This window comes from Burkholderia sp. AU18528, from assembly GCF_002223215.2.
Lineage (GTDB): Bacteria > Pseudomonadota > Gammaproteobacteria > Burkholderiales > Burkholderiaceae > Burkholderia > Burkholderia semiarida.
On sequence record NZ_NKFC02000006.1, the window covers coordinates 269,385 to 294,680 of the forward strand.

Consider the following 25,296-nt stretch of genomic DNA (forward strand, 5'->3'; position numbering starts at 1 on the left):
ATGAAGCGTTATACGGTCGGCATCGACCTCGGCACGAGCAATACGGTCGTCGCGTACGTCGAGGCCGGCTCCGACGCGATCCGCGTGTTCGACGTCGAGCAACTGGTCGGGCCCGGCGCGGTGGCCGCGCAGCCGCTGCTGCCGTCGGTGCGCTATCACCCGGCGGCGGGCGAGCTGCCGCCGGATGCGTTGCGACTGCCGTGGGCGGCCGATCCGAAGGCCAACACGAAAGCGGACGCGGCCGACGCGCCGCCGGCCGTGATCGGCCGCTACGCGCGCACGCTCGGCGCGCAGGTGCCGGGCCGGCTCGTGTCGAGCGCGAAGAGCTGGCTGTCGCATGCCGCGGTCGATCGGCTCGCGGCGATCCTGCCGTGGGGCGCGGCTGACGGCGTCGACAAGGTGTCGCCGGTCGACGCGAGCGCGAGTTATCTCGCGCACGTGCGCGACGCATGGGACGCACATTTTCCCGATGCGCCGCTCGCGCGGCAGGACGTGATCCTGACGGTGCCCGCGTCGTTCGACGACGGCGCGCGCGCGTTGACGGTCGAGGCCGCGAAACGCGCGAAGCTGCCGGCGCTGCGCTTGCTCGAAGAGCCGCAAGCCGCGTTCTACGACTGGCTGTATGGGCAACGCGACACGTTGCGCGAGACGTTCGCCCATCCGCGGCGCGTGCTGATCTGCGACGTGGGCGGCGGCACGACCGACCTCACGCTCGTCGACGTCGCGCCGGGCGACGACGGCGAGCCGACCTTTACGCGCGTCGGCGTCGGCAACCACCTGATGCTTGGCGGCGACAACATGGATCTCGCGCTCGCGCGCCTCGTCGAGACGCGGCTGACCGAGCCCGGCACGCGGCTGTCGGCGGCGAGCCTGTCGCAACTCGTCGAGCGCTGCCGCGCGGCGAAGGAGCGGCTGCTCGGCGACGACGCACCCGCGTCCGTCACCGTCACGCTGCTCGGCGCGGGCAGCAAGCTGGTGGGCGGCGCGCGCTCGGCCGAGCTGACCCGGCAGGAAGTCGAGCAGATCGTCGTCGACGGGTTCTTTCCGCAGGTCGACGCCGACGAATTGCCGCGCCGGGCGCGCGCGGCGATCGTCGAATTCGGCTTGCCGTATGCGAGCGACGCGGCCATTACGCGCCACGTCGCCGCGTTCCTGAAGCGTCATGCGGAGGGCCCGCTGCCCGACGCGCTGCTGCTCAACGGCGGCGTGTTCCGCGCGGATGCGCTCGCCGGCCGTCTCGCGCAGACGCTCGGCGCGTGGCGTGGCGCGCCGCTCGACGTGCTGCACAACGCGCACCCGGACGTGGCCGTCGCGCGCGGCGCGGTGGCCTACGGGCTCGCGCGCGCCGGGCATGCGCCGCGCATCGGCGGCGGCTCCGCGCGCAGCTATTTCCTCGTGCTCGACGATGGCGAAGGCGACGCGGCCGCACGCGGAGTCTGCCTGCTGCCGCGCGGCGCGGAAGAGGGCCGCGAGATCCGGCTCGACGATCGCACGTTCGCGCTGCAGCTTGGGCAGCCAGTGCGCTTCCACCTCGTATCGACCGTGGCCGACACGAAGTATCGACCCGGCGATCTCGTCGATCTCGACGGTGGCGATTTCGTGCGGCTGCCGCCGATCGCGACGGTCGTCGACGCGAAGGCGGGCGGCGACGCGCGCGAAACGCCGGTGACGCTCACCGCGTCGCTGACCGAGGTCGGCACGCTCGAAATGCACTGCATCGCGATCGACGATGCGGCGCGCCGCTGGCGGCTCGAATTCCAGTTGCGCGGCGACGCGCCGGTGCACGGCGACGCGGCCGCGCCCACGCGGCATCCAAGGCTCGACCAGGCGATCGAGCTGATCGAGCGCTCGTTCGGCAGCAAGGCCGCGGGCGTGACGCCGAAAGACACGCGCCGGTTGCGCGCGCAACTCGAGCAGGTGCTCGGCGCGCGCGAAGAGTGGGACGTCGCGCTCGCACGCGAACTGTTCGACGCATTGCTCGCGCGGGCGCGGCGGCGGCGCCGCTCGGCCGATCACGAGCGCGCGTGGCTGAATCTCGCCGGGTATTGCCTGCGTCCGGGTTTCGGCCATCCGCTCGACGCGTGGCGCATCGAGCAACTGTGGCCGCTGTTCGACGACGGCATTCAATACGTGACCGACGCGCAGGTGTGGTCCGAGTGGTGGACGCTGTGGCGGCGCGTGGCCGGCGGGCTCGACGACGATGCGCAGACGCAGGTGCGCGATGCGATCGCGTTCCTCGAACCGTCCGACGACAAGCGGCGCAAGCTGCCGTTCGATCCGGCCAAGGTCGGGCCGGCCGACATGACGCGGTTGTCCGCGTCGCTCGAACGGCTGCCGGTCGAGCGCAAGGTCGAACTGGCCGAGCGCCTGATCGCGCAATTGCAGAAGCCGGCCGAACGCACGCTGTGCGCGTGGGCGCTCGGGCGGATCGGCGCGCGCCGGCCGTTCTACGGCAGCGCGCACGGCGTCGTACCGGCGGAAATCGTCATCGGCTGGCTCGATGCGCTGTTCGCGCTCGACTGGAAGCAGGTCGAGCCGGCTGCGTTCGCGGCTGCGCAGATTGCGCGGATGACGGGCGACCGCTCGCGCGATCTGCCGGACGACACGCGCGAGGCGGTGATCAAGCGCCTGTCGGCCGCGAATGCATCGACGGCATGGATCGACATGGTGCGTGAAGCGATCGCGTTCGACGAAGCCGATACGGTGCGCGTGTTCGGCGAAACGCTGCCGGCCGGGTTGAAGCTGCTGGGCGATTGATGGCAGTACAGGATGTTTCGATCTCGTTGGAAGGTCGAAGCATCCGGTCGCGGTCGCGCCAACCATGGCGCGACCGCGACGCCCGTTCCATTCAGGCGTGCGATACCGACGCTGCTTCGCGTCGTTTTTCCATTGATTCGAATTTCGCGCCCTCCTGCGCCGCCGCCGAACGCCGCGCGAGATGAATTCCCGCGAGCATGCAGCGCACCGACCGTTGACGCGCAAGGCGCGAAACGGGCCGGTTCCGCGCCACGTTCCTGCGTGCGGTCAGGCGCTGGGCGCCGGCTCCGGAAACACCGGCTCACCAAGCGTCAGCATCAACCGGTTCGCCCACGCGAAGATCGCGATCGCGTGCGACAGGTCGAGCATTTCCTCATGCGTCAGCCCTTCGGCTTCGAGCGCGGCGATGTCGCTTGCGTCGATCGCGTCGGGCCGTTCGGTCAACGCGATCGCATAGCGGACGATCGCGCGTTCGCGTGCCGTGGTGCCGGCCGTCGCCGGGTCGTCGAACACCTGTTCGATCGCATCGGTGCGTTTCGCGAGTTGCGCGAAGCGCTGCGCATGCACCGACGCGCAATACACGCAGCCGTTCACGCGCGATACCGCCGTGCTCGCCAGTTCGCGCTCCGCGCGCGACAGCCCGCCGGGGCCGTACATGATCGCGTTGAACACGCCCGAGCGCTGCCGCAGGATGTCGGGCAGATGGACGAGCAGCAGGTAATAGTCGGACGTCTTCGCTTGCGGATGGCTCGCTTCGAGCACCGCGAGCTGATCGGGCGTCGCCGCATCGAGCGAGACCGTGTCGAGCCACGCGCGCCAGCCGAGCGTGTCGAAGGTGAAGCCGTGGGTGGCAGTCGTCATGCGGCCTCCTTTGCGACGCGTGCCTGAAGCGCCCGCGCGGCCGCGGCGACGCGCAATTGATACGCGACGAACGCGACGAGCTGCGACAGCGCGACGATCGCGGGCGTCGTGAGCCCGGCCGATTTCAACGTGTCGAGATCGGATGCACGCGCGTCGACCGGCGCGTGCGTCAGGCGCTTCGCGTGCAGCAGGATCGCGCCGAGGCGGCGAGGCAGCGCGTCGAACGCGTCGGCATCTGCGTGCTCGATGTTGTCGAGCGTGCCGCCTGCGTCGAGCAGCCGGGCGCGATAGATGTCGGCCAGCGCGTGCGCATTCGACTGCCACGCGACATACCGTGCCGCATGCAGCCGCTCGATCAGCGAAAGATTGGGTAGCGCGGGATCGAACAGCGCGGCTTCGCTCAGTTGCGTATGCAACCGTACCTTGTCGCGCACGCGGCGCAGCGCGGCGACGGCGTCGCCGGCGCGCAGGCCGGCTGCCGCGTCGATCGTGTCCGGCCCGGCGGCCGGCGTGATGGAGTCAGTCATCGTTTCGGTTTCCCTTCGTCGTCAAAGTGATCGATGGCGTCGGCGTCGCGCCATTCGTCGCCTTGCAGTTCGGCATTCGCGTACGCGACGAGCGCATCGTAGTGGCGGTCGCGATCGGCATCGAAGAGCCGGCTCGCAATGCCGCGCGCGAGCCGCTGCGCGCCCGCGCTGATCGCCGGGATATCGCCGGACAGCTTGCCTTGGCTCAGGCTCGCCGCGTGATTGAAGCAGTGGATGCGCGTGACGGCCGGGCACGCACCGCGCTCGCGTTCCTGGAACGCGAACGCGGGGCCGAGATCGGGCGACTCGGCGAGCTCGTCGAGCCACAGCGCCGGTTCCGGCCGATACCGATCCTTCCAGCGCCGCACGTGCGCGCCGAACGACGCGAATTCCTCGCGCGTCGTCCAGTCCGAATGAAAGCCCGTCGCGAAGATCAGGAAGTCGACCGTGTAGCGTCCGCGCGGCGTCGTCAGTTCGAGGCCGTCCGCGTGGTCGGCGAGCATTTCGATCGGGCTGCCCGCATGGAAATGCGCATGGTCGTGGCGCGATACGCGCAGCACGCTGTCGCGCGGCGGCGGCGTCTGCGACGTCAGCGCGTAGTGCATGAAACGCCACTTCGTCGCATCGTCGAGATCGGCGTAGCCGTGCACGAGGCCCGGGCTGCCGATGCCGGTCAGCTTGTTGATGCGCGGAATGTCCGCGCGACGGAAGAACAGGTCGACACGCGCGGCGCCCGCTTCGAGCGCGGTACCCGCGTTGTCGAACGCGGACGCGCCCGCGCCGACCACGCCGACGCGCTTGCCCGCGAGCGCGGCGAAATCGATCGGCTCGGACGAATGGGCCCAGCGCGCGCGCGGCGCGCGCCGCGCGACGGGCGGCACGTACGGGCCGCCGAGGCCGTCGCGGCCGGTCGCGAGCACGACGTGCCGCGCGAGCAGCGTGTGCGCTTCGCCGTTGCCGCGCACGTCGAGCGCGAGCAGCCCGTCGTCGCGCGGGCGCAGCGCGACGAGCGTCGTGTCGTTGCGCACCGGCAGGTCGAGCACGCGCCGATACCAGCGCAGGTAGTCCATCCATTGCGGGCGCGGAATCTTGTACAGCGCGTCCCACGCGTCGCGGCCGTATTGCGCTTCGAACCACGCGCGGAACGTCAGCGCGGGCAGGCCGAGTGCGGGGCCCGCAAGCTGCTTCGGCGAACGCAGCGTCTCCATCCGCGCGAACGTGACCCACGGGCCTTCGTAGCCGGCCGGCGCGCGGTCGATCACGCACTGGTTGTCGATGCCGAGCAGGCGCAGCTCGGCCGACGCCGCGAGCCCGGCCATGCCGCCGCCGACGATCGCGACGTCGAGCACGCGCGCGCCGTCCGCTTCGCGCGGCGGCACCCACGACGGCGCGGGCAGGTCGAGCCAGCGCAGGTCCTGCGCGAGCCGCGCCTCGAGTGCGTCGAGCGGGGTCGTCATGCGGCCTCCGGGCGCACGCGGCGGGTACGTGCCGGGCGAGGCGCGCGCGTCGCGCGGTCGGCCCGCAGCCGGTCGCCGCGCAGCAGCGCATCGTGCGCGGCGGCATCGTGAAAGGTCACGTCGTCGAGCAGCGCGCGCGTCGTGCGATGCAGCGCGTCGAGCAGTGCGTCGACGGCCGCCGTGCGCGCCTTGCCGGCCGGCGTCGCGACGCCGAACGCGAACGGTATGTCGACGTCGAGCGCGCGCGCGACGACACCGGCCACCGGCAGCGCGACGCCCGTGGCCGGATCGACGATGCCGACCCCGATGCCCGCGCGCGCGGCCATCACCGCATTCAGCGACGCGTTGGTTTCGATGAACACGTGCGCATCGACACGCGCGGCCGCGAACGCCGCGTCGATCCGCTGGCGCAGCCGGTGCCGGTTCGCGACCGTCACGATGCGGCGCCGCGCGAGGTCGCGCAGCGCGATGCGCGGTTTCGCCGCGAGCGGATCGTCGGCCGGCAGCACGGCGACGCACGGCGTTTGTGCGATCCAGTGCACGTCGAGCCCGGCATGCGCCATCGGCAGCGTGACGACGCCGACATCGGCCGTGCCGGCCAGCACCTCGTGCACGACGTGCTCGGCCGATTCGCTGCGCAACTGATAGTGCGGCGCATGCGCGTCGTCGGGCAGCGCGGCGAGCGCGGCCGGCACGAGCGTGGCCGCGAGCGACGGCGTGGCCGCGATGCGAACGGGTTCGGCCGTTTCGTCGCCGAGTGCGCGTGCGCGCGCCTCGATCGCGCGCAGGCCGACCAGCGAGCGCTCGACTTCCTCGTACAGCAGGAACGCGCGCCGCGTCGGCGTGACGCGCGGGCCGTGCCGGTCGAACAGCGCGTAGCCGAGATCGGCTTCGAGTTCCTGGATCTGCCGCGTGACGGCCGGCTGCGAGCGGCCGAGCAGCTCGCCCGCGCCGGTGACGCTGCCGGCCGACATGACTGCGGAAAAGGCTTCGAGTTGATGCAACTCCATGACGCGTTCCGATGATGCGATTTGCGCATTGTAGGAGTGCGAGCATGCACGATTCATATAATGATTTTTGCTATCGACAGCGGGAAAACTGCGAAGGGCGTAACGGCCGCGGCGGCCCGTCGTGCGTGCAGTCGCACCGGTCGTGCACGGTGCGCCGAACGAAACGCCCATCGAATCAATACGATGCGATGCATGCCGGCATGTCGATCGATGCGGCGGGTATCGGCGGCCGTTCGCGCTCGTCATCGGCTTCGCGCCGCATGCGATATCGATATGCGCAAAACTTCGTTGGATCGTCCTGAACCGGATGGTTACATGCCCTCACTCTTTTCGATTGACGGAAGCTGGGGGACGCATGAAGGTTTCGGGGAACGACGCGCGCGGCGCATGGCGGCGCGTGCTGGGCACGGTGGCGGCGCTCGCCGCCGCATGGGGCTTGTCGGCCGGCGGCGCGCTCGCGGCCGGCGTGTCGGGCGAGCCGGTGGTGATCGGCGTGAGCGGGCCGCTGACGGGCCAGGACGCGCAATACGGCGAGCAGTGGAAGCGCGGCTTCGATCTCGCGCTCGACGAGATCAACGGCAGCGGCGGCATTCACGGCCGGCCGCTCGCGATCGACTTCCAGGACAGCCGCAGCGATCCGCGCCAGGCGGTGGCGATCGCGCAGAAGTTCGTCGCCGATCCGCGCATCGCGATCGAGCTCGGCGATTTCTCGAGCGCGACGTCGATGGCCGCATCGCCGATCTACCAGCGCGGGCAACTGGTGCAGTTCGGCTTCACGAATTCGCATCCGGATTTCACGAAGGGCGGCGATTATCTGTGGAGCACTGCGCTGAGCCAGGCCGAGGAGCAGCCGCTGCTCGCCCGCTACGCGGTGAAGGAACTCGGCTTCAAGCGGATCGCGGTGCTGTACCTGAACACCGACTGGGGCCGCACCAGCAAGGACATCTTCGCGAAGGCGGTGACGGGGCTCGGCGCGCAGGTCGTCGCGGCCGAAGGCTACCAGCCGGCGGAGAAGGATTTCCGCTCGACGCTCGTGCGGATCGGCGCATCGAAGCCCGATTCGATCGTGCTGATTTCCTACTACGCGGACGGCGCGCAGATCGTGCGCCAGGCACGCACGTCGGGCGTCGCGCTGCCGATCGCGGCGGTCGGCTCCGTGTATTCGCCGAAGTTCCTCGAACTGGGCGGCACGGCCGTCGAAGGCGTCTATACGGAATCGAACTTCTTCCCGGCCGAGCCGCGCCCCGAGGTGCAGGCGTTCGTGCAGCGCTATCGCGCGAAATTCCACGCCGATCCCGATTCGTTCGTCGCGCGGGCGTACGATGCGCTGATCCTGTCGGCGGAAGTGCTGCGCCGCTACGGCACGACGCGCCAGGCCGCGCACGACGGCTTCGCGAAGATCAGCGACGTGCCGAGCGTGATCTTCGGCAAGGTGCGTTTCGATCCGCAGACGCGCCGCGTCGCGGGCGCGCGCACTGTGTACCTGGTCGTGAAGCAGGGGCAGTGGGCGCTGTGGGATGGCGCGAAGCCGCAGCTCGCGGCGCGCTGAACCCGACATGAACCGCCTGCACCTGACGGACGCATCGTGATGGCTTCCTGGCTCGACTACACGCTCAACGGCCTCATCGTCGGCAACATCTACGCGTTGCTCGCGGTCGGGCTCGCGCTGATCTTCGGCGTGTCGCACCTGATCAACTTCGCGCACGGCTCGGTGTACATGGTCGGCGCGTTCATCGGCTGGCTGTGCCTGACGCGCTTCGGGCTGCCGCTGCCGGTCGCGCTCGCGGCGGTCGTCGTCGGCTGCGGTGCGCTCGGCATCGCGATCGAGCGGATCGGGCTGCGGCCGCTGCGCCATGCCGCGCGCATCGCGCCGCTGCTCGCGACGATCGGCATCAGCTTCATCCTCGATCAGCTTGCGCAGCTCGCGTTCGGCGCGGACCCGCGCGCGGTGCCGACGCCGCTGCCCGACTGGCACCTGCGGATCGCCGGCGCGACGCTCGGCTCGCTCGACCTGCTGATCGCGGGCATCGGCATCGCGGCGGCCGCGCTGCTGTACGGCTTCCTGCGCTTCACGCGGCTCGGCTGGGCCGTGCGCGCGACCGCGCAGGATCGCGACGCGGCGTTGCAGATGGGCGTCGACGTCGATCGCGTGAACCAGACCGTATTCGCGATCGCGTGCGCACTCGGCGGCGTGAGCGGGCTGCTGGTCGGCATGTACTACAACAGCATCGATCCGGCGATGGGCTTTCAGGCGACGCTGAAGGGCGTGGTTGCGCTGCTGATCGGCGGGCTCGGCAACGTGCCCGGCGCGATCGCCGGCAGCTTGCTGCTCGGTCTCGTCGAAAGCTACGGCGTCGCGCTGTTCGGCACCAGCTACCGCGACCTGTTTGCGTTCGGGCTGCTGATCGTGTTCCTCGTGTGGCGGCCGAACGGCTTGTTCAGCGCGAACCGCGCATTGCCGCCCGAGCCGATGACGGGCACCTTCCTCGCCGCCGCGAAAGCCGTGCGCGTGCCGCGCCCCGTACTCGTCGCGCTGATCGCGGCGGCGGCCGTGCTGCCGTGGCTCGGTGCATCGCCTTACGTGCTGCAGACGCTGACCAACGCGTGGCTGTACGGGCTGCTCGCGCTGAGCCTCACGCTCGTCGCGGGCACGGTCGGGCAGATCTCGCTTGGGGCTGCCGCGCTGCTCGTGATCGGTGCGTATGCGTCGGCGCTGCTGTCGTCGGATCTCGGCTGGTCGCCGGCCGTGACGATTCCGTGCGCGGGTGTGATCACCGCCGTGCTCGGCACGCTGCTCGTCTATCCGGCGTTCCGGCTGCGTGGGCATTACGTGTCGATCGCGACGCTCGGCATCGGCGAAGTGGTGAGCCTCGTGATCCTGAACTGGGATGGCCTCACGCGCGGCCCGCTCGGCATCACCGGCATCGCGCCGTTGCCGTGGGCGACGACCGCGCGCGCCGCGTACTGGTTCACGTTCGCGGTGCTCGTCGTGTTCGCGCTCGTGCAGGTGCGGCTGCTGCGCTCGCACCTGGGCCGCACGCTGCGCGCGGTGCGCGAGGACGACGTCGCCGCGCGCGCGCACGGCATCGCGCCGAACCGCTACAAGGCGATCGCGTTCGCGGTCGGCGGCGTCGCGGCGGGCGTGAGCGGCGGGATCGCCGCGCATCTGTACAGCTACATCAATCACCAGACCTTCGACTCGCAGGTGTCGATCCTCGCGCTGACGATGGTGATCCTCGGCGGGCTCGGCAACGTGCTCGGCGGTATCGTCGGCGCGATCGCGCTGATCGGGCTGCCCGAGCTGTTCCGCTGGGCGGCCGATTACCGGATGCTGATCTACGGCCTCGTGCTGCTGCTGCTCGTTCGTTTCCGGCCACAGGGCCTGCTCGGCACGGTGTGAGGAGGAATGCGATGATGACGACTCGACCCCTGCTCGACGTGCAGGGCCTGACGCGCCGCTTCGACGGCGTGACCGCGCTCGACGGCGCGAGCCTGACGCTCGCCGACGGCGAACTGCTCAGCGTGATCGGCCCGAACGGCGCGGGCAAATCGACGCTGTTCAACCTGATCGCGGGCGCCGACCGGCCCGATGCCGGCCGCGTGACGTTCGACGGCCGCGACATCACCGGCACCGCGCCCGAACGGCTCGCGGCGCTCGGCATCGCGCGCACGTTCCAGCACGGCCGTGTATTCGGCAACCTGAGCGTGCTCGACAACGTGCTGATCGGCGCACATGCGCGGCTGCGTGCGGCGCGGCCGGGCTGGCCGGCGCTCGGCGCGGCGGCCGAAGTGCTGCGCGCGCTCGTGCGGCCCGCGTCGGTGCGGCGCGAGGAAGCCGCTTTGCGTGAAGAAGCGCGCGACATCATTGCCGGCTTCGGCGAACGGCTTACGCCGCGCATCGATCATCCGGCGCACAGCCTGTCGTACGCGAACCGGCGGCGCGTGGAGATCGGTCGCGCGCTCGCGCTGCATCCGCGCCTGCTATTGCTCGACGAGCCGACGGCCGGGATGAACGAGACGGAGACGGCCGAGATGCTCCAACTGATCCAGTCGCTGAAGGCACGCGGACTGACGATCCTGCTGATCGAGCACAAGCTCGAACTCGTGATGCGCGTGTCCGACCGCGTGATGGTGCTCGATAACGGCGTGAAGATCGCCGAAGGCGCGCCGCGCGACGTGCGGCACGATTCGCGCGTGATCGAGGCCTATCTCGGTCGCCGCCACGCGGGCGGTGCGCCGGCGGACCATACTACGCAGGCGGCCGCATGACCGTGCAATCTTCCGTGCCTGATACGACCATGACCGACGCGCTGCTGAAACTCGAACACCTCGACACGTTCTACGGGCCCGTGCAGGTGCACTTCGACGTGAACTTCGAAGTCGCCCGTGGGCAGATCGTCAGCCTGCTCGGCGGCAACGCGAGCGGCAAGTCGACGACGATGAAGCTGATTCTCGGGCTGATGCGTCCGCGCCGCGGCGTCGTGCGTTTCGACGGCGACGACGTGACCGCGCTCGCGACGCCGCAGCGCGTGCGGCGCGGGATCGCGGCCGTGCCCGAAGCGCGGCGGCTGTTCGGCGACATGAGCGTGCGCGAGAACCTGTTGATGGGCGCGTACACGCGCGGCGATCGCGCGGCGGTGGCCGAGGACTATGAGCGCGTGCTGGACCTGTTTCCGCGTGTGCGAGAACGATTGACGCAACGTGCGGGCACGTTGTCGGGCGGCGAGCAACAGATGCTTGCGATGGCGCGCGCACTGATGGCGCGGCCGAAACTGATCTGCATGGACGAGCCGACGATGGGGCTGTCGCCGCTCTACGTCGACAAGGTGCTCGAACTGATCGACGCGATCAACACGCAAGGGGTGACGGTGTTCATGGTCGAGCAGAACGCGAGCCTCGCGCTGGAAATCGCGCACTACGGGTACGTGCTGCAGACCGGGCGTGTGGTGCTGGAGGGGCCCGCGAAAACGCTGCTCGACGACGAGCGCGTGCGCGATGCGTATCTCGGTGGGGAGGCGGTGGCGGCGTAGGGGCGCGAGCTCCACGCGCCCGCCGCGCGCCTTCATCACTTTTTGCACGATCGCGGGATCGAGGCCCGACACCGTGTGCCGCTCGCTGCCGTCGGCGCGATCCGCATGCACGGCTGCAATGCGGCGTCCCAATGCTCGCGCGGACTGCGATGACCATTGTCGGTGGCGATCAGCGTCACGGCATCGTCGGCGGTGCTCGAGGTCTCGACCGACACGAAGTTGTCGTCCGCATGCCCGTGCAGCAGCACGTTCGACCGCGTTGCCTGTTATCGGGCAGCCATGCTCACCACGCAAATAACAGCAGGGTCAGAAGTTCCACGGAAGGCAGCGTGACGACGAGAAACAAAACGATCATCGATCGGTTCCGCTTATCTGATACTGCGAGTGCGATTGCCAGTAGTACCGTTGCGAGCCATCCAGCAAGGCAGTAGAAGGACGATCGTATGACGAGGGACCATTCCCCAGGGCCGTCGAGAAAGTCGATGTCTGGCCAAGCCCGTCGCCTGAGCCAGCCGGCGGTTGCAATCAGCAGCACTTGCACGAGCCCGAGGGTGATGTATCGGACGATCATTGATCTGTGCGCTTCGGATAGTGATTTTTTTTCGCCAATCGCTTCGATTTTTCGAGGACGGCCAACAATTCGGCCGGCGTCACAGGCGTCGGGAGCCAGCGTGGATCATGGGCGAGAATGCCGATCGATTCAAGTACGTCGGCCACGTTGGACGAGCAACTGTTGTCGAAGACACTATAAGTGCTGGAATGGGGGCGTGTGATTTTGAACGCTCGATCAACGGCGACACGTCGTTCGAGCTCCTTCCTGATCTTCTCTTTTTCAGCAGGCGAAAGTCTCACGACCAGACCGAGGTTATCCCGCCATAAATTTCCGCCGGTTCTTATCGAACCGTTTGCCAGCGACACGATTCCGCCATGCAGGTAGGTACTCTTGTCGATCTTGACGTATTCTTCATGGGCGCGGCTATACACGATTCCGTCAATTTCGATTGCCACGTGACCCCATTGAGAACCTCGACTGCGCAAGCGTGAATCGCTGACGATTACTTCGACGCTTGTCGTGTCAGTGATCACCTTCTTGATGGCTTTGTCCGTGGTTGGCGTGGTCTCCTTAACTGCGATAAGTCGATATTTCACGCCATCCGGAGCAATGTGCGTCCGATTTCCCATGGTCATCCCGCTACGTACAGTTTGATTCGTTCTGGCTGCTGTCCGGATTCGATCTGGCGTGTGCGTCCAAAACGATCTGTTGTGCCGTACACGAGGCTACCGTTTTCGAACTGCATGGCATATGCAGTATGAGACAGGATCACTCCGGTCGGATCGTAGAGCACGAATCGGTCATCGAACGATTCCGTGCCCACGAACGACGAACTTGCGTCCGTAGAGGCTGCCGTGTCCGCGAGATCCGACGGGTGTCGGCTCGATTGCAGAAAAATGCCGGGGTCGCTGCCGACAAGGACGCGGTTAGCCCCGCAAGGGCACATCACGATGTCTCCATCGACGACGACATTGCGCCCTTTTTCCGAGATACCCTTCCCGGTAGCGACTATCTTGAATGCACCCTTGCAAGTGCCGCAGGTTGCTTTTTCTCCATCCAGTGCAACTTTTTTCTTGCCGTCATAGATGGTGGAGGCGTGAGCGATGACCGATCCGCGAGTGGTAGTCGGATCGCCGTCACGTACGGCTGCCTTACGCATGATCAAAACCTCGGTGTCGTCAATGTTGAGACGGTGGCGCTGTGTTTGAGCGTTTGTCACGCGCTCATCCGCCAACGCGAATTGGCGTCAACATGATGTCGGTTGGAAACGACGACACGCAATAAGACAGATTCGAATATTTCGTTCAGATCGCCATGATTTCAGACTTGTTTAGGGAATTATCTGGAGCGGTGCCTGAAATCGAGAGTCGCATTGCAACGCTGCTGGGCAACTTCAGACGCGTGTACGTTTGGAAGATCCACCCGCATTTGCGCCGCCATCTATTCCCGTACCACGCGGAAACGTCAACACCACCGCGAATCCGCCCGCCTCGGGAAACGCGAACCCCACGCGCCCGCCGTGCGCCTTCATCACTTCCTGCACGATCGCGAGCCCGAGGCCCGACCCCGTGCGCCGTTCGCTGCCGTCCGGCGCGATCCGCACGAACGGCTGCAACGCCGCGTCCCAGTGCTCGCGCGGTATCCCGCGCCCGTTGTCGGTGACGGTCAGCGTCACCGCCTGATCCGCGTTGCCGGTGGTCGCGACCGACACGACGATGTCGTCCGCATGGCCGTGCAGCAGCGCGTTGTGCAGCACGTTCGACAGCGCTTCCTGAAGACTGATCGCATCGCCGTCGATCCACGCATGCGGCGCGTCGCTCGCGAACGCAACCGCCACGTCGCGTTCGCCGGCGAGCGGAATCGTGCGGCCCAGCACTTCTTTCGCGAGCGCGACGAGGTCGACCGGTTGCAGCGGCACGGCCTCGGTGCGATGAATCACCATCGCGTGATTGAGCAACTGCCCGGTGAGCCGGCCGACGTCCGACGAGGTCGCACGCAGCGCATCGAGCCGTGCCGCGTGACGCGCGGGATCGGATTCGCCGTCGAGCAGCTCGATCTGCGCGTCGAGCCGCGCGAGCGGCGTGCGCATCTGGTGCGCGGCGTCGGCGATGAAGCGCTGCATCGCGTTGATCCGCTCGGCGAGCCGCCGCATCAACCCGTTGATCGACCCGATGATCGCGTCGATCTCGCTCGGCGTATCGACGGCCACCGGCCGCAGGTCGGCCGGGTCGCGTGCGGCGATGATCGCGCCGATCCGCGCGAGCGGACGCAGGCCGCGCCGGATCGCGAGGCCGCTCGCACCGATCGCGAGCACGCTCATCAGCAGGATCAGCGTCCATACCTTGATGCTCATGTCGTTCGTCAGTTGCTGGCGCGCATTGGTGGTCTGCGCAACCGTCACGAGCGCCCAGCCGGGCGTGCTTTCCTCCGGCATGTAGCGTGCGATCGTCGCGGTGCGGACCCGATGCCCCTGGTAGACGGCGTTCGCGAACGCGGGTCCCTGCTTCGCGGCGGCGAGTGTCGCGGGGCTCGCGAGATCGTGATAGCCGGCCACGACGACGCCGCGCGAATCGACCACCTTGTAGTAGACGAGGTCGTAGCGCGACAGCGTCGACAGCGCGGCGACCGGCGGATTCAGCGCGAGCACGCCGCCTTGCACGTAGAGGTTTTCCGCGACCTGGATCGACGCGCCCGCCAGCAACTGGTCGTACGCGCGTTCGGCCGCGACGCCCGCGTAGTAGCGCGCGATCGCCGCGAGCGCGAGCGCGCCGGTCGCGACGACGAGCGCGATGAACAGCAGCGTGCGCCCGAACAGCGTCCTCGGGAACCAGTCAATGCGCGGCAATCTGATACCCCATCCCGCGTGCGGTGCGGATCTCGACCGAGCTGCCCTGCAGCTTCCTGCGCACGCGCGTCACGTATTGCTCGACCGCGTTCGCCGTGGGCTCGTTGCCGAAGCTGAACAACTGGTTCAGCAGTTCTTCCTTCGAGAAGATGCGCTGCGGACGGCTCGCGAGGATTTCGAGCAGCGCGAATTCCTGGCGCGACAGCGACAGCGGCTGGCCGTCGAGTTCCGCGAGACGGCTGCTGCGGTCGATCACGAGGCCGCCGAGCGTCAGCACGTCGTTCGCGTGGCCGCTGTTGCGGCGCAAGAGCGCCTGCACGCGCGCGTCGAGCTCGCGGTAGTCGAACGGCTTCACGAGGTAGTCGTCGGCGCCGAGGCCGAGGCCGCTCACGCGGTCGTCGATCGCCGAGCGCGCGGTGACGAGCAGCACGGGCGTCGTGCTGCCGGCCGCGCGCAGGTTGCGCAGCACCGTGAAGCCGTCCATGCCGGGCAGGTTCGCATCGAGCACGACGAGATCGAAGCGCTCGACGCGCAGCAGCCCGTTCGCGGTCGAGCCGTCGGTTTCGAGATCGACGGCATGGCCGAGCCGCGTCAGACGGCTGCGGATCGCCGCGCCGATTTCGGCATCGTCCTCCACGACGAGAATGCGCATGGTGCCGTTTGCAGGTAGGTGGATTAGGGGTTTTCCCGGGGGCGGGATGTCAGCATTTTCTCAGACTCGCCCGATAACCTGTGTCGAGCCGGAAGCAGGATGCAAGGACGGCATTAATACCAGAAATATTCAAGGAGACGGCAACATGCAGCATGTCACGGGCACGACGAACGCGCGCCGCCGCGCCACGCCGGCCGGCGCGTCGCCGCTGGCCGTTCGCCGCGCGGCGGTGCGCGCATGACGACGTCGCCGCGCCGCCGCGCGTTGATCGCCGCCGGCCTCGGCGTGCTGGGCGCGCTCGGGGCCCCGGCGCTCGTGCGCGCGAAACCGCGCACGGTGCGGATCTCGAAAGGCTATGGCGTGCTGTACCTGCCGCTGCTCGTGATGGAGAAGCAGCGGCTGTTCGAGCGGCATGCGGCGCGCCACGGCGTGCGCGACGTCGCGGTCGAATGGGTGCTGCTCGACGGCGGCAATTCCGTCAACGACGCGATGATGGCCGGCACGCTCGATTTCGCGGGCGCCGGCGCGCCGGGGTTCATCGAGCTGTGGGCGCGGGCGCGCGGCATTCCGAATGTCGAGGTGATCGGCATCAGCGGGCTGTCGACCACGTCGCTGTCGCTGAACGCGAACCGGCCGGGCCTCGTGTCGCTGCGCGATTTCACGCCGTCCGACCGGATCGCGGTGCCGGGCATCCGCACGTCGCTGTCGGCGGTCGTGCTGCAGATGGTCGCGAGCCGGCAGCTCGGCCCCACGCATTTCGCGCAGCTCGATTCGATCACCGTGAACCTGCCGCATCCGCAGGCGATGCAGGCGCTGATCCGCCGCGAGAACGGCGTGACCGCGCACTTCACGTCGCCGCCGTTCTCGACGCTCGAATTGCGGCAGCCGGGCATCCATCGCGTGGTGAGCTCGGTCGACGTGCTCGGGCCGATGACGCTCGACGTCGTGTTCGCGCCGAAGCGGCTCGTCGATGCGGAGCCCGCGTTGGCCGCGGCGTTTCTCGGCGCGCTCGACGAAGCGAACCGCCTGATCGCGCAGGACCCGCGCGCGGCGGCCGCGCTCTATGCGGCGTCGTCCGGCGTCGGCGTGTCGCACGACGACGTGATGCGCATGCTTGCCGCGCCCGACACGCGCTTCTCGGTGCGGCCGAACCAGCTGATGGACTACGTCGAATTCCTGTACCTCGCCGGCACGATCAAGGCGAAGCCGCGCGCGTGGCACGAGATGTTCGCGCCGATGCTCGACGACTACCGGTCGGGTTGAGCCACGCGGGCCGCGAGCCGATTCCATTCATCGAACCACGTGGCGCCGGCGCGCTCGTTCCGCGCGGCGCCGATTCAACCCGCCGATTCAACCGATACGCAACCGATTCACGAAGGAGCCTGAAGTGAACGCTACCGACACCCTGGACCCCGCGTCCGCCGAAGAACAGCGCATCATGTCGAAGATGGCGCGGCGCCTGCTGCCCATCCTCGTCGTGATGTTCCTGATCGCGTTCATCGACCGGCAGAACGTCGGTTTCGCGAAACTGCAGATGGTGCACAGCCTCGGGATGACGGAAGCCGCGTTCGGGCTCGCGTCGTCGCTGTTCTTCATCGGCTACCTGCTGTTCGAGGTGCCGAGCACGCTCGCGCTGCATCGTTACGGCGCACGCGTATGGCTCGCGCGGATCATGCTGACGTGGGGGCTCATCACGGTGCTGATGGGCTTCACCACGTCGATGCCCGCGTTCTGCTCGCTGCGCTTCCTGCTCGGCATCGCCGAGGCCGGCTTCTATCCGGGCGTGATCTACTACCTGACGCTGTGGTTCCCGCAGAGCTACCGCGCGAAGGTGCTCGGCATCTTCACGCTCGGCAGCGCGCTCGCGAACATGCTCGGCTCGCTGGTCGGCGGCGTGCTGCTGAGCCTGAACGGCGTGTGGGGGCTCGCGGGCTGGCAGTGGGTGTTCGTCGCGACGGGCATTCCGGCCGTGATCGTCGCGATCGTCGTGTTCCGCGTGCTGCCCGCGTCGTTCCGCGAAGCGCCGTTCCTCGACGAGCGCGAGAAGCAGATCGTCGCGGCCGCGCTGGAGCGCGAGAAGCCGGCGCAGGCCGAGCACGGGCAGCCGTGGAAGGCGCTGCTCGATCCGCGCGTGATGCTGTTCGCGGCGACCTACATGCTGATGTCGACGTCGCTGTACGGCGTCACGTACTGGCTGCCGACGCTCGTGAAATCGTTCGGCGTGTCGAGCGCGACGAACGGCTTCCTGAGCATGCTGCCGTGGGCGCTGGCGGTGGTGCTGCTGGTGTGGCTGCCGGCGAAGCTGCGCCGCGCGAAGAGCATCCTGCGCACGATCGCGATCGTCGCGGCGCTCGGTGCGCTCGGCTTCCTGCTGAGCCTCGTGCTGCCGTCCACGCCGCTGCGCTTCATCGCGCTGGTGCTCGGCGGCGCGTGCATCCCGCTGCTGTATCCGTGCTTCTGGTCGATGCCGCCGCGTTACTTCACCGGCGCGCGGGCGGCCGCGAGCGTCGCGGCGATCAACTCGATCGGCAACCTCGGCGGCTTCTTCAGCCAGAACCTGATGCCGTTCGCGGGCAAGATGACGGGCACCGCGTTCGGGCCGATGATCGTGCCGATCGTGTGCCTCGCGCTGCTCGGCGTCGGCGCGCTGGTCGCGTGGACGCGCTCGGAGCGGGGGATGGTGGCGGCACGGGCGTGAGCGTTCCGTTGACAGCTCGACTAGAACGAACGGTCGACTGTCGTCGATTCGGGCCGATGTGCTACCATGTATTACATATGTAATGCATGGAGGGTGCGATGAAAACGGCCACGATGCCCGCGCTGCGAGTCGATCCGCAGTTGCGCGAGGAAGCGGAATCAGTTCTTGCGGAAAACGAGACGCTGTCTGCGTTCATGGAGTCGGCGTTGCGTGATGGCATCGCTCGGCGACGCTTGCAGCGCGAGTTCGTCGCACGAGGTTTGGCGTCTCGCGACGAGGCGCGACGCACGGGCGAATACATCGATGCCGCCGACGTTCAGCGCGAGCTCGAGTCCATGCTGAAAGCGGCTCGTTCGAAGAAGGCGGCGGATTGAGTTACCAAGTCAGATATACGCGTGCGGCGCGCGAAGACTTGGTGCGACTGTATCGATATCTCGTCGAACGTGATGAGGAAGCGGCAGCGAGGGCGTTGGAAGCGATCGAACGAGGTGTGGCCATGTTGCGATTGTTTCCGTTTACCTGCCGCAAGCTGGATGCGAGCAATCCCTTCCTGCGTGAACTCATCGTTTCCTTCGGCACGTCGGGCTATGTGCTCCTGTTCGAGATCGAAAGTGCAGAACAAGTCACGGTCTTGGCCGTTCGGCATCAGCGCGAAGAGGACTACCACTGACCCCTCGCGGCAGCATCCCGCTACCGTTGCTTTGACCGCTTCAGCCTTTCGTCCGCAACGCGCCGGGTCGTTCATGCACAATCGCCGCATGCACGGACGCCACCGGAATATCCACCTCCACCGTCGTGCCTTCGCCGAGTGTCGTCGCGATCCGCAGCGTGCCGCCGACCAGATACGCGCGCTCGCGCAACCCCACCAGCCCGAACGAACTCGACTTGCGCGGCACCGCCGGATCGAACCCCGCGCCGTCGTCGCGTATCGTCAGCGCGATCGCTTCGCCGCCGCACACGAGCTCGACGGCCGCGTGCGACGCGGCCGCGTGCCGCGCGACATTCGCGAGCGCTTCCTGCGCGATGCGGAACACGGCCGTCGCATACGGCTCGTCGAGTTGCAGCTCGGGCGGCTCGACGTGCAGCGAACAGGTAATCCCGTGACGGTGCCGGAAATCCTCCACGAGCCATTGCATCGCCGCCGCGAAGCCGAGATCGTCGAGCATCAGCGGGCGCAGGTCGGACGCGATGCGGCGCGTCGCGGCCACCGCGCCGCGTGCGAGCGTATGCATTGCCGCGATCTTGCGTGCGAGCGACGCGTCGTCCTGCGGCACGCGGTCGATCAGCCATTCGAGGTCGTTCTTCAGCGCCGCGAGTGACTGCGCCAGTTCGTCGTGCAGTTCGCGCGCGATGCGGCGCTGCTCGGCTTCGCGCGCGCTGGCGCTGATCGCCGCGATCTCGCGCAGCTCCTCGCGCGACGCCTGCAGCGCCCGCTCGGCACGCACGCGCTCCTCGACTTCGCGCCGCAGGTCGCGGTTCGACGCGCTCAGTTGCGCGGTGCGCGCGGCGACGCGCTGTTCGAGCCGTTCGTTCGCGTCGTTCAACTGCGCGCTTTTCTGCGCGACGAGCAGATGCTGATAACGGGCGCCGGCCAGTGCGCGCACCGTCTGCGCATGCAGCCGGCCGTTTTCGAACAGCATCGCGAACAGCACGACGCCCGATGCAACGAGACCGTACGCGCGCCCCGCATAGAAACCGAGATCGAAGCGCCCGTGGTTCAGCATCGACGACAGCGCGATGTCGAACAGCCACGCGACGAGCACCGTCATCACCCACAGGTCGAGCACGGAATGGCGCCGCCGCTGCCGCCACATCAGCATCAGCGCGACCAGGTTCAACCCCCAGACGGCCGTGATCGCTTTCGTCATCGTCGCGGTCATCCGGTTGCCGCTCATGATGCGCGGCAGCAGGTCGTGGCCGGCGGTCGCGAGCAGCGCGAGCGCGACCGTCGCGCCGCCTGCGGCCGCGATGCAGAGGACGACCGGAATCGCCGCGCGACGCTGCGGGGCCGGGACCGCACGGCCGCGCGAGGTCGCGCGCAGCAGTGCGTACGCGGCGACCGACAGCGGAAAGCCACCATGCCAGAACAGGTACAGCCATGCGGTGGTCTGTTCGCCGGCGCCGAGCAGGCCGGTGGGCGCGAACAGGCCGGGGAAGGTCAGCATGTGCGTGCCGGCCATGAACGCCGTGAACAGGTAACCGCCCGCCAGCACGAGCAGCGGCTTCTCGCGCAGGATCGCGTACTGGCCGAGCAGCAGGCCGGCCGTCACCATGTCGTTGACGACGATCGCCGACTGGTACACGGGAATGAACGCCCAGCCCGGCGCGAGCGGGATCGCTGCGAACGGCGCGAGCGCGGCGAAGATCACGGCCGAGACGAGCACCGTCGCGAGCGCGAGCCGCCGCTCGCGTCGGCCAGGCGGCAGCGACGACATGAACAGGCGCGACGTATCCGGACCGTCGTCGTCCGACGGCGGCGGGGCGGGCGGGAGGGGGAAGGCGGCCGTCATGCGTCGTCGGTGCCGAGGTCGAGATCGTGGCGCACCGCGTAGCGGATCAGCGCGGCTTCGTGCGGCAGCGCCATCTTCTCGAGGATCCGCGTCTTGTACGTGCTGACCGTCTTCGCGCTCAGCGCGAGTTCGCACGCGATCTGCGTGACGGTCCGGCCCGTGACGATGCGGCGCATCACGTCGAGCTCGCGCGCGGACAGTCGCTCGTGCGGCAGGGCATGAGCCGGCGCCCGCAACGTGCGAGCGAGGCTTTCGGCCGCGGACGGGCTCACGTAGACGCCGCCCGCCGCCACCTTGCCGACGGCCTCGACGAGCTCGGCGGTCGCGCTGTCCTTCGTCAGGTAGCCGATGGCGCCGGCCTTGAATGCGCGTGCCGCGTACTGCGTTTCCGCGTGCATCGTCAGCACGAGCGTGCGCAGCGACGGCGCCTGGCGCTTGACCAGCCGGATCAGCTCGATGCCGGTGGGGGCGGGCATCGACAGGTCGAGCAGCAGCACGTCGGCGGCGGCGCGCTCGGCCAGCGCGAGCGTGCCCGAGCCGTCGCTCGCCTCGCCGACGATCTCGAAACCGCCGGCCGTTTCCAGGATGTGACGCAGTCCGTCCCGCATGACTGCGTGATCGTCAGCCAGAATTACCCTGATCATCTTCCAGCGGTCCTCTTCGGGATGACGCCGCGCGCTGCTGTCGTTGCTGTCCGGGTGTTGCCGCGGCCGTTCTTCTGACCAATATATGCCCCCGAACCCGAAAACGGTACTCGTTCGCGAAATTTTCAGGATGGTGGGTCGCGAAATGCCCACCGACACGAAATAATTCACGCGGAATGGCACGGCCCCAGCCCGGGCGAATCAGGGTATTCCCGGGGGGATCGTGACGTCCGACGCGGCCCGGCGCGCCGTCGCCGCAACCGCCCCGCGAACCGTGCCGAATCGGGACTAAACTGGTGCGCGATGCCACTGCGCGAACCGGGGAGCCCGCGATGATCGACCTGGCCGATATCCTGCCGTCCGCGCTGCCCGCCGCGCTCGCCTGGGCCGAAGCCGAGGCGGCGAGCGGGCTCGCGCGGGGCGCGCCGCTGACGCCGGCGCAAGCCGACGATGCGCGCGCGGTGGGCGTCGTGCAGCCGGACCTCATTCGCGTGGTGGCGGTCGATCGCATGCCGTTTCCCGATACGCCAACGCTTGCCGAGATCGCCCGCGAGGCCGGGCTGCTGTCGCCCGGGACGATCGGCCTCACGCTCGGTCATGCGGTGTACGTGCTGCGCGGGCACGACACGCGCCGCCTGCTGACCCATGAATTCCGTCACGTACATCAATACGAGGCCGCCGGCTCGATCGGCGCGTTTCTTGCGCGCTACCTGCGCGAGATCGCGACGGTCGGCTACCACGATGCGCCGCTCGAGGCCGACGCGCGGCAGCACGAGTTCGATTGAGCCGCAACCCTGCCCCCTGAACCCCGCCGGCGGCCCGAGCGTGTACATGTTGCGATGAACGTATCCAATGCCCCTGCCGGCCCGGCGTTCGCACACCGGGCCGCCCCGCTCGGGAGTGTGCGATGAGCGACACGATCCATGCGTGGATCGGCGCGATCGGCGCGCATCCGCTGCTCGTGCTGGCCATCGTATTCGTGGCCGCGTGCGCCGAGGCGATCGCGCTGATCGGCACGGTCGTGCCGGCCGGCGCCGTGATGTTCGCGGCCGGCGCGCTGATCGGCGCGGGCGCGCTCGATGCATGGGCGACGATCGGCGTCGCGGCCGTCGGCGCGGTGATCGGCGACGGGATCAGCTACGAACTCGGGCGACGTTACCGCGGGATGATCCGCAACGCATGGGTGCGCTTCGGCTACGCGAGCGCGTACGCGCGCGGCGAGGAATTCGTGTTGCGTCACGGCATCAAGAGCATCGTGCTCGCGCGCTTTCTCGCGCCGGTGCGGGCGGTGGTGCCGGTCGTCGTCGGCTGCGCGACGCTGCCGCGCCGGTCGTTCTATCCGGTCAACGTGATCTCGGCACTCGTGTGGGCGCCCGTGCACGTCGCGCCCGGCATTCTGTTCGGCGCATCGGCCGCACTGGCCGCGGCGATCAGCGTGCGGGTCGCCGCCATCCTGCTGGTCGTGGCCGCGCTGGTCGCGCTGGTATGGATCGGCGTGCGCGTCGCGCTGCGGCGCGGCTGGCCGCTGCTGCGCCGTGCGCTCGCCGACGCCGTGCACGCAGGCGCGCACCGCTGGCCGCGGGTCGGCGCGCGATTGCACGGCGCGATCGCCCGCTTGCGCGCGTTGCCGGGCGCGGTGCCCGTGCTCGCGCTGCTGTTCATCGGCTGCGTGTGGCTGTTCGCGGGAATCGTGCGGGACGTCGTCGCGAACGACCCGCTGATGCATGCGGACATCGCGCTGTACGCGTTCCTGCAAAACCTGCGCACGCCGCCCGTCGACGCCGCGATGAGCGCGCTCGCCGTGCTGCACGGGCACGACACGGGGCTGATCGTTGCGGCCGCGTTTCTCGTCTGGCTGATGATCCATCGCTGCTGGCTGACGGCTGCATGGTGGCTCGCGACGGTCGGCGTCGCCGTCGTGCTCGTGCCGGTGTTCGGCGCAAGCGTGCCCGGCGCGACGCCGGCGAGCCTGCCGCCCGGCGCGCCGCACGTGCCGCTGCCCGATGCCGACGCCGCGTTCGCGATCCTCGCGAGCAGCGGCCTCGGCTGGGTGCTGACGCGCGACCGGCCCGCGCCGTGGCGCATTCCGGTCGTGACGGCGGTCGTGCTGTGGATCGTGCTCGGCGGTTTTGCGCGGCTGTACGTGGGCGATACCTGGTTGTCGGGTTTGCTGGGCGGCTGGAGCCTCGGGCTCGCGTGGTTCGCGTTGCTCGCCGGCGCCTACGCGTACTGGCGCGTGCGCGAGCACGTGCAGCCGAGAGGCGCGCTCGTCGCGATGGTGGTCGTGCTTGCGACGGCCGGCGTATGGACGGTTCCCGCGCAATGGCAGATCGATCGCGCATCGCGCCCGCATGCCGGCGACGTGGTCGCGATGACGGTCGACCAGTGGCGGCGCGGCGGGTGGCAGCGCGTGCCGACGCGGCGCACCGAGATCGGCGGCGACCGCGAGGAGTATCTGCCGCTGCAATGGAGCGTGACGTCGGACACGCTCGACCGCCATCTCGCGCAGGCCGGCTGGCAGCGTGCGACGCCTTGGTCGCCGGCCACCGCGCTGCGCTGGCTGTTGCCGCAGGCGCCGGCCGACGCGCTGCCGGTGCTGCCGCGCTATACGCATGGCGAAAGCACGCGGCGCGTGTTCGTCCGCGTCGATCCGGCCCACCCGGACAGCCGCTTCGTGCTGCGGCTCTGGCGTTATCCGTACGTGCTGCAGGACGCGCTCGGCATGCGCCCGCTGTGGTACGGCGCGCTGTATCGCGAGACGCTGCGCCGGCCGGCGCGGCTGATGACGTTCGTGCGCACGACGACGATCGACGATGCGGCGGCGATCGCGCAGGCCTTGGCGGTCGAGCCGACGATCGAGCATCGGCCGGCGGGGATGACGGCCGCGCCGGGCGAGATGCTGCTCGTATGGATGGTCAGGCCGTGAGCGGGCAGGCGTGACGTGCGCCCGTTACGCGTGCGACGGCTGTGCGGGAACGACGGACAGGCGCAGGCCGACGGTCTTGAGCACCGCGAGCAGGGTCTTCAGCGTCGGGTTGCCGTTCGGGGACAGCGTGCGATACAGCGATTCGCGGCTGATGCCGGCCTCGGCCGCGACCGCGCCGAGCCCGCCGTACGCTTCCGCGACCGTGCGCAGCGCGAGCAGGCCGGCCGCGCGGTTGTCGGGATCGTCGAGCGACTCCATCGCGACGCGCAGATAGGCCACCGCGAGTTCGCGGTCGGCGCCGAGTTCGGCGACTTCCGCGTCGTGGTGCGATACCGCGCCTTTGAGCTTGTTCATGTTTGCCTCCGTTTCCAGTTCGACCAGTGTTCCTTCGCGCGCCTGATGTCGTCGGGTTGGCTACCCTTGTCGCCGCCGGACAACAGCAGGATCAGCGCACCGCCGTACCGGCCGAAGTACACGCGATAGCCGGCACCGACGTGGATGCGCAGTTCGATCACGCCTTCGCCGACCGGTTCGCAATCGCCGAAGTTGCCGGTCTGCACGCGGCGCAGGCGCTCGCGAATCCGTGCCTGCGCAAGCTTGTCGCGCACGGCGTTCAGCCATTCGGTGAACGGCTCGCGACCGTCGTCGCACTGATAGCGAAGCAGTTCGAACCTGAAAAGCATTGTAACTTATAAGCTACAAAAAGGTGGCTGGAACGAGGCGGTCCGTATCGCGACGGCGCTGCGGCCGACACGCACGCGGCGTCTTCATGGCTCGAGGTTTCAGGCAGTGATGCCGGCTTCACGGACGAAGATCATTCTTTCAT

The 25,296-nt window shown here is 68.6% G+C and carries 23 protein-coding genes and 1 pseudogene; 11 read left to right on the top strand and 13 right to left on the bottom strand.

Annotated elements, in window-relative coordinates; all coding sequences use genetic code 11:
• The gene (locus CFB52_RS18020) at window positions 1-2,757 is read left to right on the top strand and encodes an Hsp70 family protein (protein WP_099317102.1); all 2,757 of its coding nucleotides are present in this window, start codon (window positions 1-3) and stop codon (window positions 2,755-2,757) included.
• Window positions 2,758-3,024: 267 nt separating this feature from the next.
• On the opposite strand, the gene CFB52_RS18030 is transcribed toward CFB52_RS18020, so the two are convergent.
• The 4 genes from CFB52_RS18030 to CFB52_RS18045 are packed head-to-tail and all read right to left on the bottom strand — an operon-like array spanning window position 3,025 to window position 6,612.
• Window positions 3,025-3,618, bottom strand: coding sequence for a peroxidase-related enzyme (locus CFB52_RS18030; RefSeq protein WP_099317103.1), 594 nt, complete (start codon window positions 3,616-3,618; stop codon window positions 3,025-3,027).
• Window positions 3,615-4,145, bottom strand: a complete 531-nt coding sequence (locus tag CFB52_RS18035) for a CMD domain-containing protein (protein WP_099317104.1) — start codon at window positions 4,143-4,145, stop codon at window positions 3,615-3,617. The genes CFB52_RS18030 and CFB52_RS18035 overlap by 4 nt, the downstream gene beginning before the upstream one ends.
• Window positions 4,142-5,602, bottom strand: a complete 1,461-nt coding sequence (locus CFB52_RS18040) for an NAD(P)-binding domain-containing protein (RefSeq protein ID WP_099317105.1) — start codon at window positions 5,600-5,602, stop codon at window positions 4,142-4,144. Before CFB52_RS18040 ends, CFB52_RS18035 begins: the two co-directional genes overlap by 4 nt.
• Complete coding sequence (locus tag CFB52_RS18045; protein WP_099317106.1) at window positions 5,599-6,612, bottom strand: LysR family transcriptional regulator; 1,014 nt, start codon at window positions 6,610-6,612, stop codon at window positions 5,599-5,601. The genes CFB52_RS18040 and CFB52_RS18045 overlap by 4 nt, the downstream gene beginning before the upstream one ends.
• A gap of 355 nt (window positions 6,613-6,967) precedes the next feature.
• Here CFB52_RS18045 and CFB52_RS18050 point away from each other — a divergent pair, with 355 nt between their 5' ends.
• The 4 genes from CFB52_RS18050 to CFB52_RS18065 are packed head-to-tail and all read left to right on the top strand — an operon-like array spanning window position 6,968 to window position 11,642.
• Entirely contained in the window at window positions 6,968-8,161 is a 1,194-nt protein-coding gene (locus tag CFB52_RS18050; RefSeq protein WP_089465390.1) for an ABC transporter substrate-binding protein, read from the top strand.
• A gap of 39 nt (window positions 8,162-8,200) precedes the next feature.
• Complete coding sequence (locus CFB52_RS18055; RefSeq protein WP_099317107.1) at window positions 8,201-10,012, top strand: ABC transporter permease; 1,812 nt, start codon at window positions 8,201-8,203, stop codon at window positions 10,010-10,012.
• Between the two features lie 11 nt (window positions 10,013-10,023).
• Window positions 10,024-10,881, top strand: coding sequence for an ABC transporter ATP-binding protein (locus CFB52_RS18060; RefSeq protein WP_099317108.1), 858 nt, complete (start codon window positions 10,024-10,026; stop codon window positions 10,879-10,881).
• Window positions 10,878-11,642 carry an ABC transporter ATP-binding protein gene (locus CFB52_RS18065; RefSeq protein WP_059580051.1) on the top strand — a complete coding sequence of 255 codons (765 nt, stop codon included), beginning with the start codon at window positions 10,878-10,880 and terminating at the stop codon, window positions 11,640-11,642. The genes CFB52_RS18060 and CFB52_RS18065 overlap by 4 nt, the downstream gene beginning before the upstream one ends.
• A 3-nt stretch (window positions 11,643-11,645) precedes the next feature.
• Here CFB52_RS18065 and CFB52_RS18070 read toward each other — a convergent pair.
• The 5 genes and pseudogenes from CFB52_RS18070 to CFB52_RS18095 form a co-directional block, all read right to left on the bottom strand.
• Window positions 11,646-11,893: pseudogene (locus CFB52_RS18070) on the bottom strand (sensor histidine kinase); the annotation flags it as partial.
• 316 nt (window positions 11,894-12,209) lie between these two features.
• Complete coding sequence (locus CFB52_RS18080) at window positions 12,210-12,830, bottom strand: hypothetical protein (RefSeq protein ID WP_099317110.1); 621 nt, start codon at window positions 12,828-12,830, stop codon at window positions 12,210-12,212.
• The gene (locus tag CFB52_RS18085; RefSeq protein ID WP_230943804.1) at window positions 12,827-13,414 is read right to left on the bottom strand and encodes a PAAR domain-containing protein; all 588 of its coding nucleotides are present in this window, start codon (window positions 13,412-13,414) and stop codon (window positions 12,827-12,829) included. Before CFB52_RS18085 ends, CFB52_RS18080 begins: the two co-directional genes overlap by 4 nt.
• A gap of 174 nt (window positions 13,415-13,588) precedes the next feature.
• On the bottom strand, window positions 13,589-15,040 hold the full coding sequence (locus CFB52_RS18090; RefSeq protein ID WP_099317111.1) for a sensor histidine kinase: 1,452 nt from the start codon (window positions 15,038-15,040) through the stop codon (window positions 13,589-13,591).
• The gene (locus CFB52_RS18095) at window positions 15,027-15,692 is read right to left on the bottom strand and encodes a response regulator transcription factor (RefSeq protein WP_059580058.1); all 666 of its coding nucleotides are present in this window, start codon (window positions 15,690-15,692) and stop codon (window positions 15,027-15,029) included. The genes CFB52_RS18090 and CFB52_RS18095 overlap by 14 nt, the downstream gene beginning before the upstream one ends.
• A gap of 237 nt (window positions 15,693-15,929) precedes the next feature.
• Between CFB52_RS18095 and CFB52_RS18100 the strand changes: the two genes are divergently transcribed.
• The 4 genes from CFB52_RS18100 to CFB52_RS18115 all read left to right on the top strand — a co-directional run bounded on the left by CFB52_RS18100 (window position 15,930) and on the right by CFB52_RS18115 (window position 19,060).
• On the top strand, window positions 15,930-16,955 hold the full coding sequence (locus CFB52_RS18100) for an ABC transporter substrate-binding protein (RefSeq protein ID WP_099317112.1): 1,026 nt from the start codon (window positions 15,930-15,932) through the stop codon (window positions 16,953-16,955).
• 124 nt (window positions 16,956-17,079) lie between these two features.
• Window positions 17,080-18,390, top strand: coding sequence for an MFS transporter (locus tag CFB52_RS18105; RefSeq protein ID WP_059580063.1), 1,311 nt, complete (start codon window positions 17,080-17,082; stop codon window positions 18,388-18,390).
• Between the two features lie 98 nt (window positions 18,391-18,488).
• On the top strand, window positions 18,489-18,764 hold the full coding sequence (locus tag CFB52_RS18110) for a YlcI/YnfO family protein (protein WP_059580322.1): 276 nt from the start codon (window positions 18,489-18,491) through the stop codon (window positions 18,762-18,764).
• The gene (locus tag CFB52_RS18115; protein ID WP_059580066.1) at window positions 18,761-19,060 is read left to right on the top strand and encodes a type II toxin-antitoxin system RelE/ParE family toxin; all 300 of its coding nucleotides are present in this window, start codon (window positions 18,761-18,763) and stop codon (window positions 19,058-19,060) included. The genes CFB52_RS18110 and CFB52_RS18115 overlap by 4 nt, the downstream gene beginning before the upstream one ends.
• 40 nt (window positions 19,061-19,100) lie before the next feature.
• Here the strand turns inward: CFB52_RS18115 and CFB52_RS18120 are convergent, their stop codons facing one another.
• Entirely contained in the window at window positions 19,101-20,900 is a 1,800-nt protein-coding gene (locus tag CFB52_RS18120; RefSeq protein ID WP_099317113.1) for a sensor histidine kinase, read from the bottom strand.
• Window positions 20,897-21,544 (bottom strand): response regulator transcription factor, encoded by a 648-nt coding sequence (locus CFB52_RS18125; RefSeq protein WP_059580324.1) that lies wholly within the window; start codon window positions 21,542-21,544, stop codon window positions 20,897-20,899. The genes CFB52_RS18120 and CFB52_RS18125 overlap by 4 nt, the downstream gene beginning before the upstream one ends.
• 332 nt (window positions 21,545-21,876) lie before the next feature.
• Here CFB52_RS18125 and CFB52_RS18135 point away from each other — a divergent pair, with 332 nt between their 5' ends.
• Together CFB52_RS18135 and CFB52_RS18140 are read left to right on the top strand one after the other, a co-directional pair.
• Window positions 21,877-22,329, top strand: a complete 453-nt coding sequence (locus tag CFB52_RS18135; protein WP_099317114.1) for a hypothetical protein — start codon at window positions 21,877-21,879, stop codon at window positions 22,327-22,329.
• Between the two features lie 122 nt (window positions 22,330-22,451).
• A complete protein-coding gene (locus tag CFB52_RS18140; RefSeq protein ID WP_099317115.1) occupies window positions 22,452-24,470 on the top strand; it encodes a VTT domain-containing protein in 2,019 nt (672 codons plus the stop codon).
• Window positions 24,471-24,494: 24 nt separating this feature from the next.
• On the opposite strand, the gene CFB52_RS18145 is transcribed toward CFB52_RS18140, so the two are convergent.
• Entirely contained in the window at window positions 24,495-24,824 is a 330-nt protein-coding gene (locus tag CFB52_RS18145; RefSeq protein WP_006479699.1) for a DNA-binding protein, read from the bottom strand.
• Window positions 24,821-25,153: a type II toxin-antitoxin system RelE/ParE family toxin gene (locus tag CFB52_RS18150; RefSeq protein WP_099317116.1), complete on the bottom strand. Its 333-nt coding sequence runs from the start codon at window positions 25,151-25,153 to the stop codon at window positions 24,821-24,823. Before CFB52_RS18150 ends, CFB52_RS18145 begins: the two co-directional genes overlap by 4 nt.
• Window positions 25,154-25,296 lie beyond the last annotated feature (143 nt).

What these genes read in the sequence shown, in the direction of transcription:
- CFB52_RS18020 (WP_099317102.1), top strand. Translation starts at nt 1, where the DNA reads ATGAAGCGTTATACGGTCGGCATCGACCTCGGCACGAGCAATACGGTC.
- CFB52_RS18030 (WP_099317103.1), bottom strand. Translation starts at nt 3,618, where the DNA reads ATGACGACTGCCACCCACGGCTTCACCTTCGACACGCTCGGCTGGCGC.
- CFB52_RS18035 (WP_099317104.1), bottom strand. Translation starts at nt 4,145, where the DNA reads ATGACTGACTCCATCACGCCGGCCGCCGGGCCGGACACGATCGACGCG.
- CFB52_RS18040 (WP_099317105.1), bottom strand. Translation starts at nt 5,602, where the DNA reads ATGACGACCCCGCTCGACGCACTCGAGGCGCGGCTCGCGCAGGACCTG.
- CFB52_RS18045 (WP_099317106.1), bottom strand. Translation starts at nt 6,612, where the DNA reads ATGGAGTTGCATCAACTCGAAGCCTTTTCCGCAGTCATGTCGGCCGGC.
- CFB52_RS18050 (WP_089465390.1), top strand. Translation starts at nt 6,968, where the DNA reads ATGAAGGTTTCGGGGAACGACGCGCGCGGCGCATGGCGGCGCGTGCTG.
- CFB52_RS18055 (WP_099317107.1), top strand. Translation starts at nt 8,201, where the DNA reads ATGGCTTCCTGGCTCGACTACACGCTCAACGGCCTCATCGTCGGCAAC.
- CFB52_RS18060 (WP_099317108.1), top strand. Translation starts at nt 10,024, where the DNA reads ATGATGACGACTCGACCCCTGCTCGACGTGCAGGGCCTGACGCGCCGC.
- CFB52_RS18065 (WP_059580051.1), top strand. Translation starts at nt 10,878, where the DNA reads ATGACCGTGCAATCTTCCGTGCCTGATACGACCATGACCGACGCGCTG.
- CFB52_RS18080 (WP_099317110.1), bottom strand. Translation starts at nt 12,830, where the DNA reads ATGACCATGGGAAATCGGACGCACATTGCTCCGGATGGCGTGAAATAT.
- CFB52_RS18095 (WP_059580058.1), bottom strand. Translation starts at nt 15,692, where the DNA reads ATGCGCATTCTCGTCGTGGAGGACGATGCCGAAATCGGCGCGGCGATC.
- CFB52_RS18100 (WP_099317112.1), top strand. Translation starts at nt 15,930, where the DNA reads ATGACGACGTCGCCGCGCCGCCGCGCGTTGATCGCCGCCGGCCTCGGC.
- CFB52_RS18110 (WP_059580322.1), top strand. Translation starts at nt 18,489, where the DNA reads ATGAAAACGGCCACGATGCCCGCGCTGCGAGTCGATCCGCAGTTGCGC.
- CFB52_RS18120 (WP_099317113.1), bottom strand. Translation starts at nt 20,900, where the DNA reads ATGACGGCCGCCTTCCCCCTCCCGCCCGCCCCGCCGCCGTCGGACGAC.
- CFB52_RS18125 (WP_059580324.1), bottom strand. Translation starts at nt 21,544, where the DNA reads ATGATCAGGGTAATTCTGGCTGACGATCACGCAGTCATGCGGGACGGA.
- CFB52_RS18135 (WP_099317114.1), top strand. Translation starts at nt 21,877, where the DNA reads ATGATCGACCTGGCCGATATCCTGCCGTCCGCGCTGCCCGCCGCGCTC.
- CFB52_RS18140 (WP_099317115.1), top strand. Translation starts at nt 22,452, where the DNA reads ATGAGCGACACGATCCATGCGTGGATCGGCGCGATCGGCGCGCATCCG.
- CFB52_RS18145 (WP_006479699.1), bottom strand. Translation starts at nt 24,824, where the DNA reads ATGAACAAGCTCAAAGGCGCGGTATCGCACCACGACGCGGAAGTCGCC.
- CFB52_RS18150 (WP_099317116.1), bottom strand. Translation starts at nt 25,153, where the DNA reads ATGCTTTTCAGGTTCGAACTGCTTCGCTATCAGTGCGACGACGGTCGC.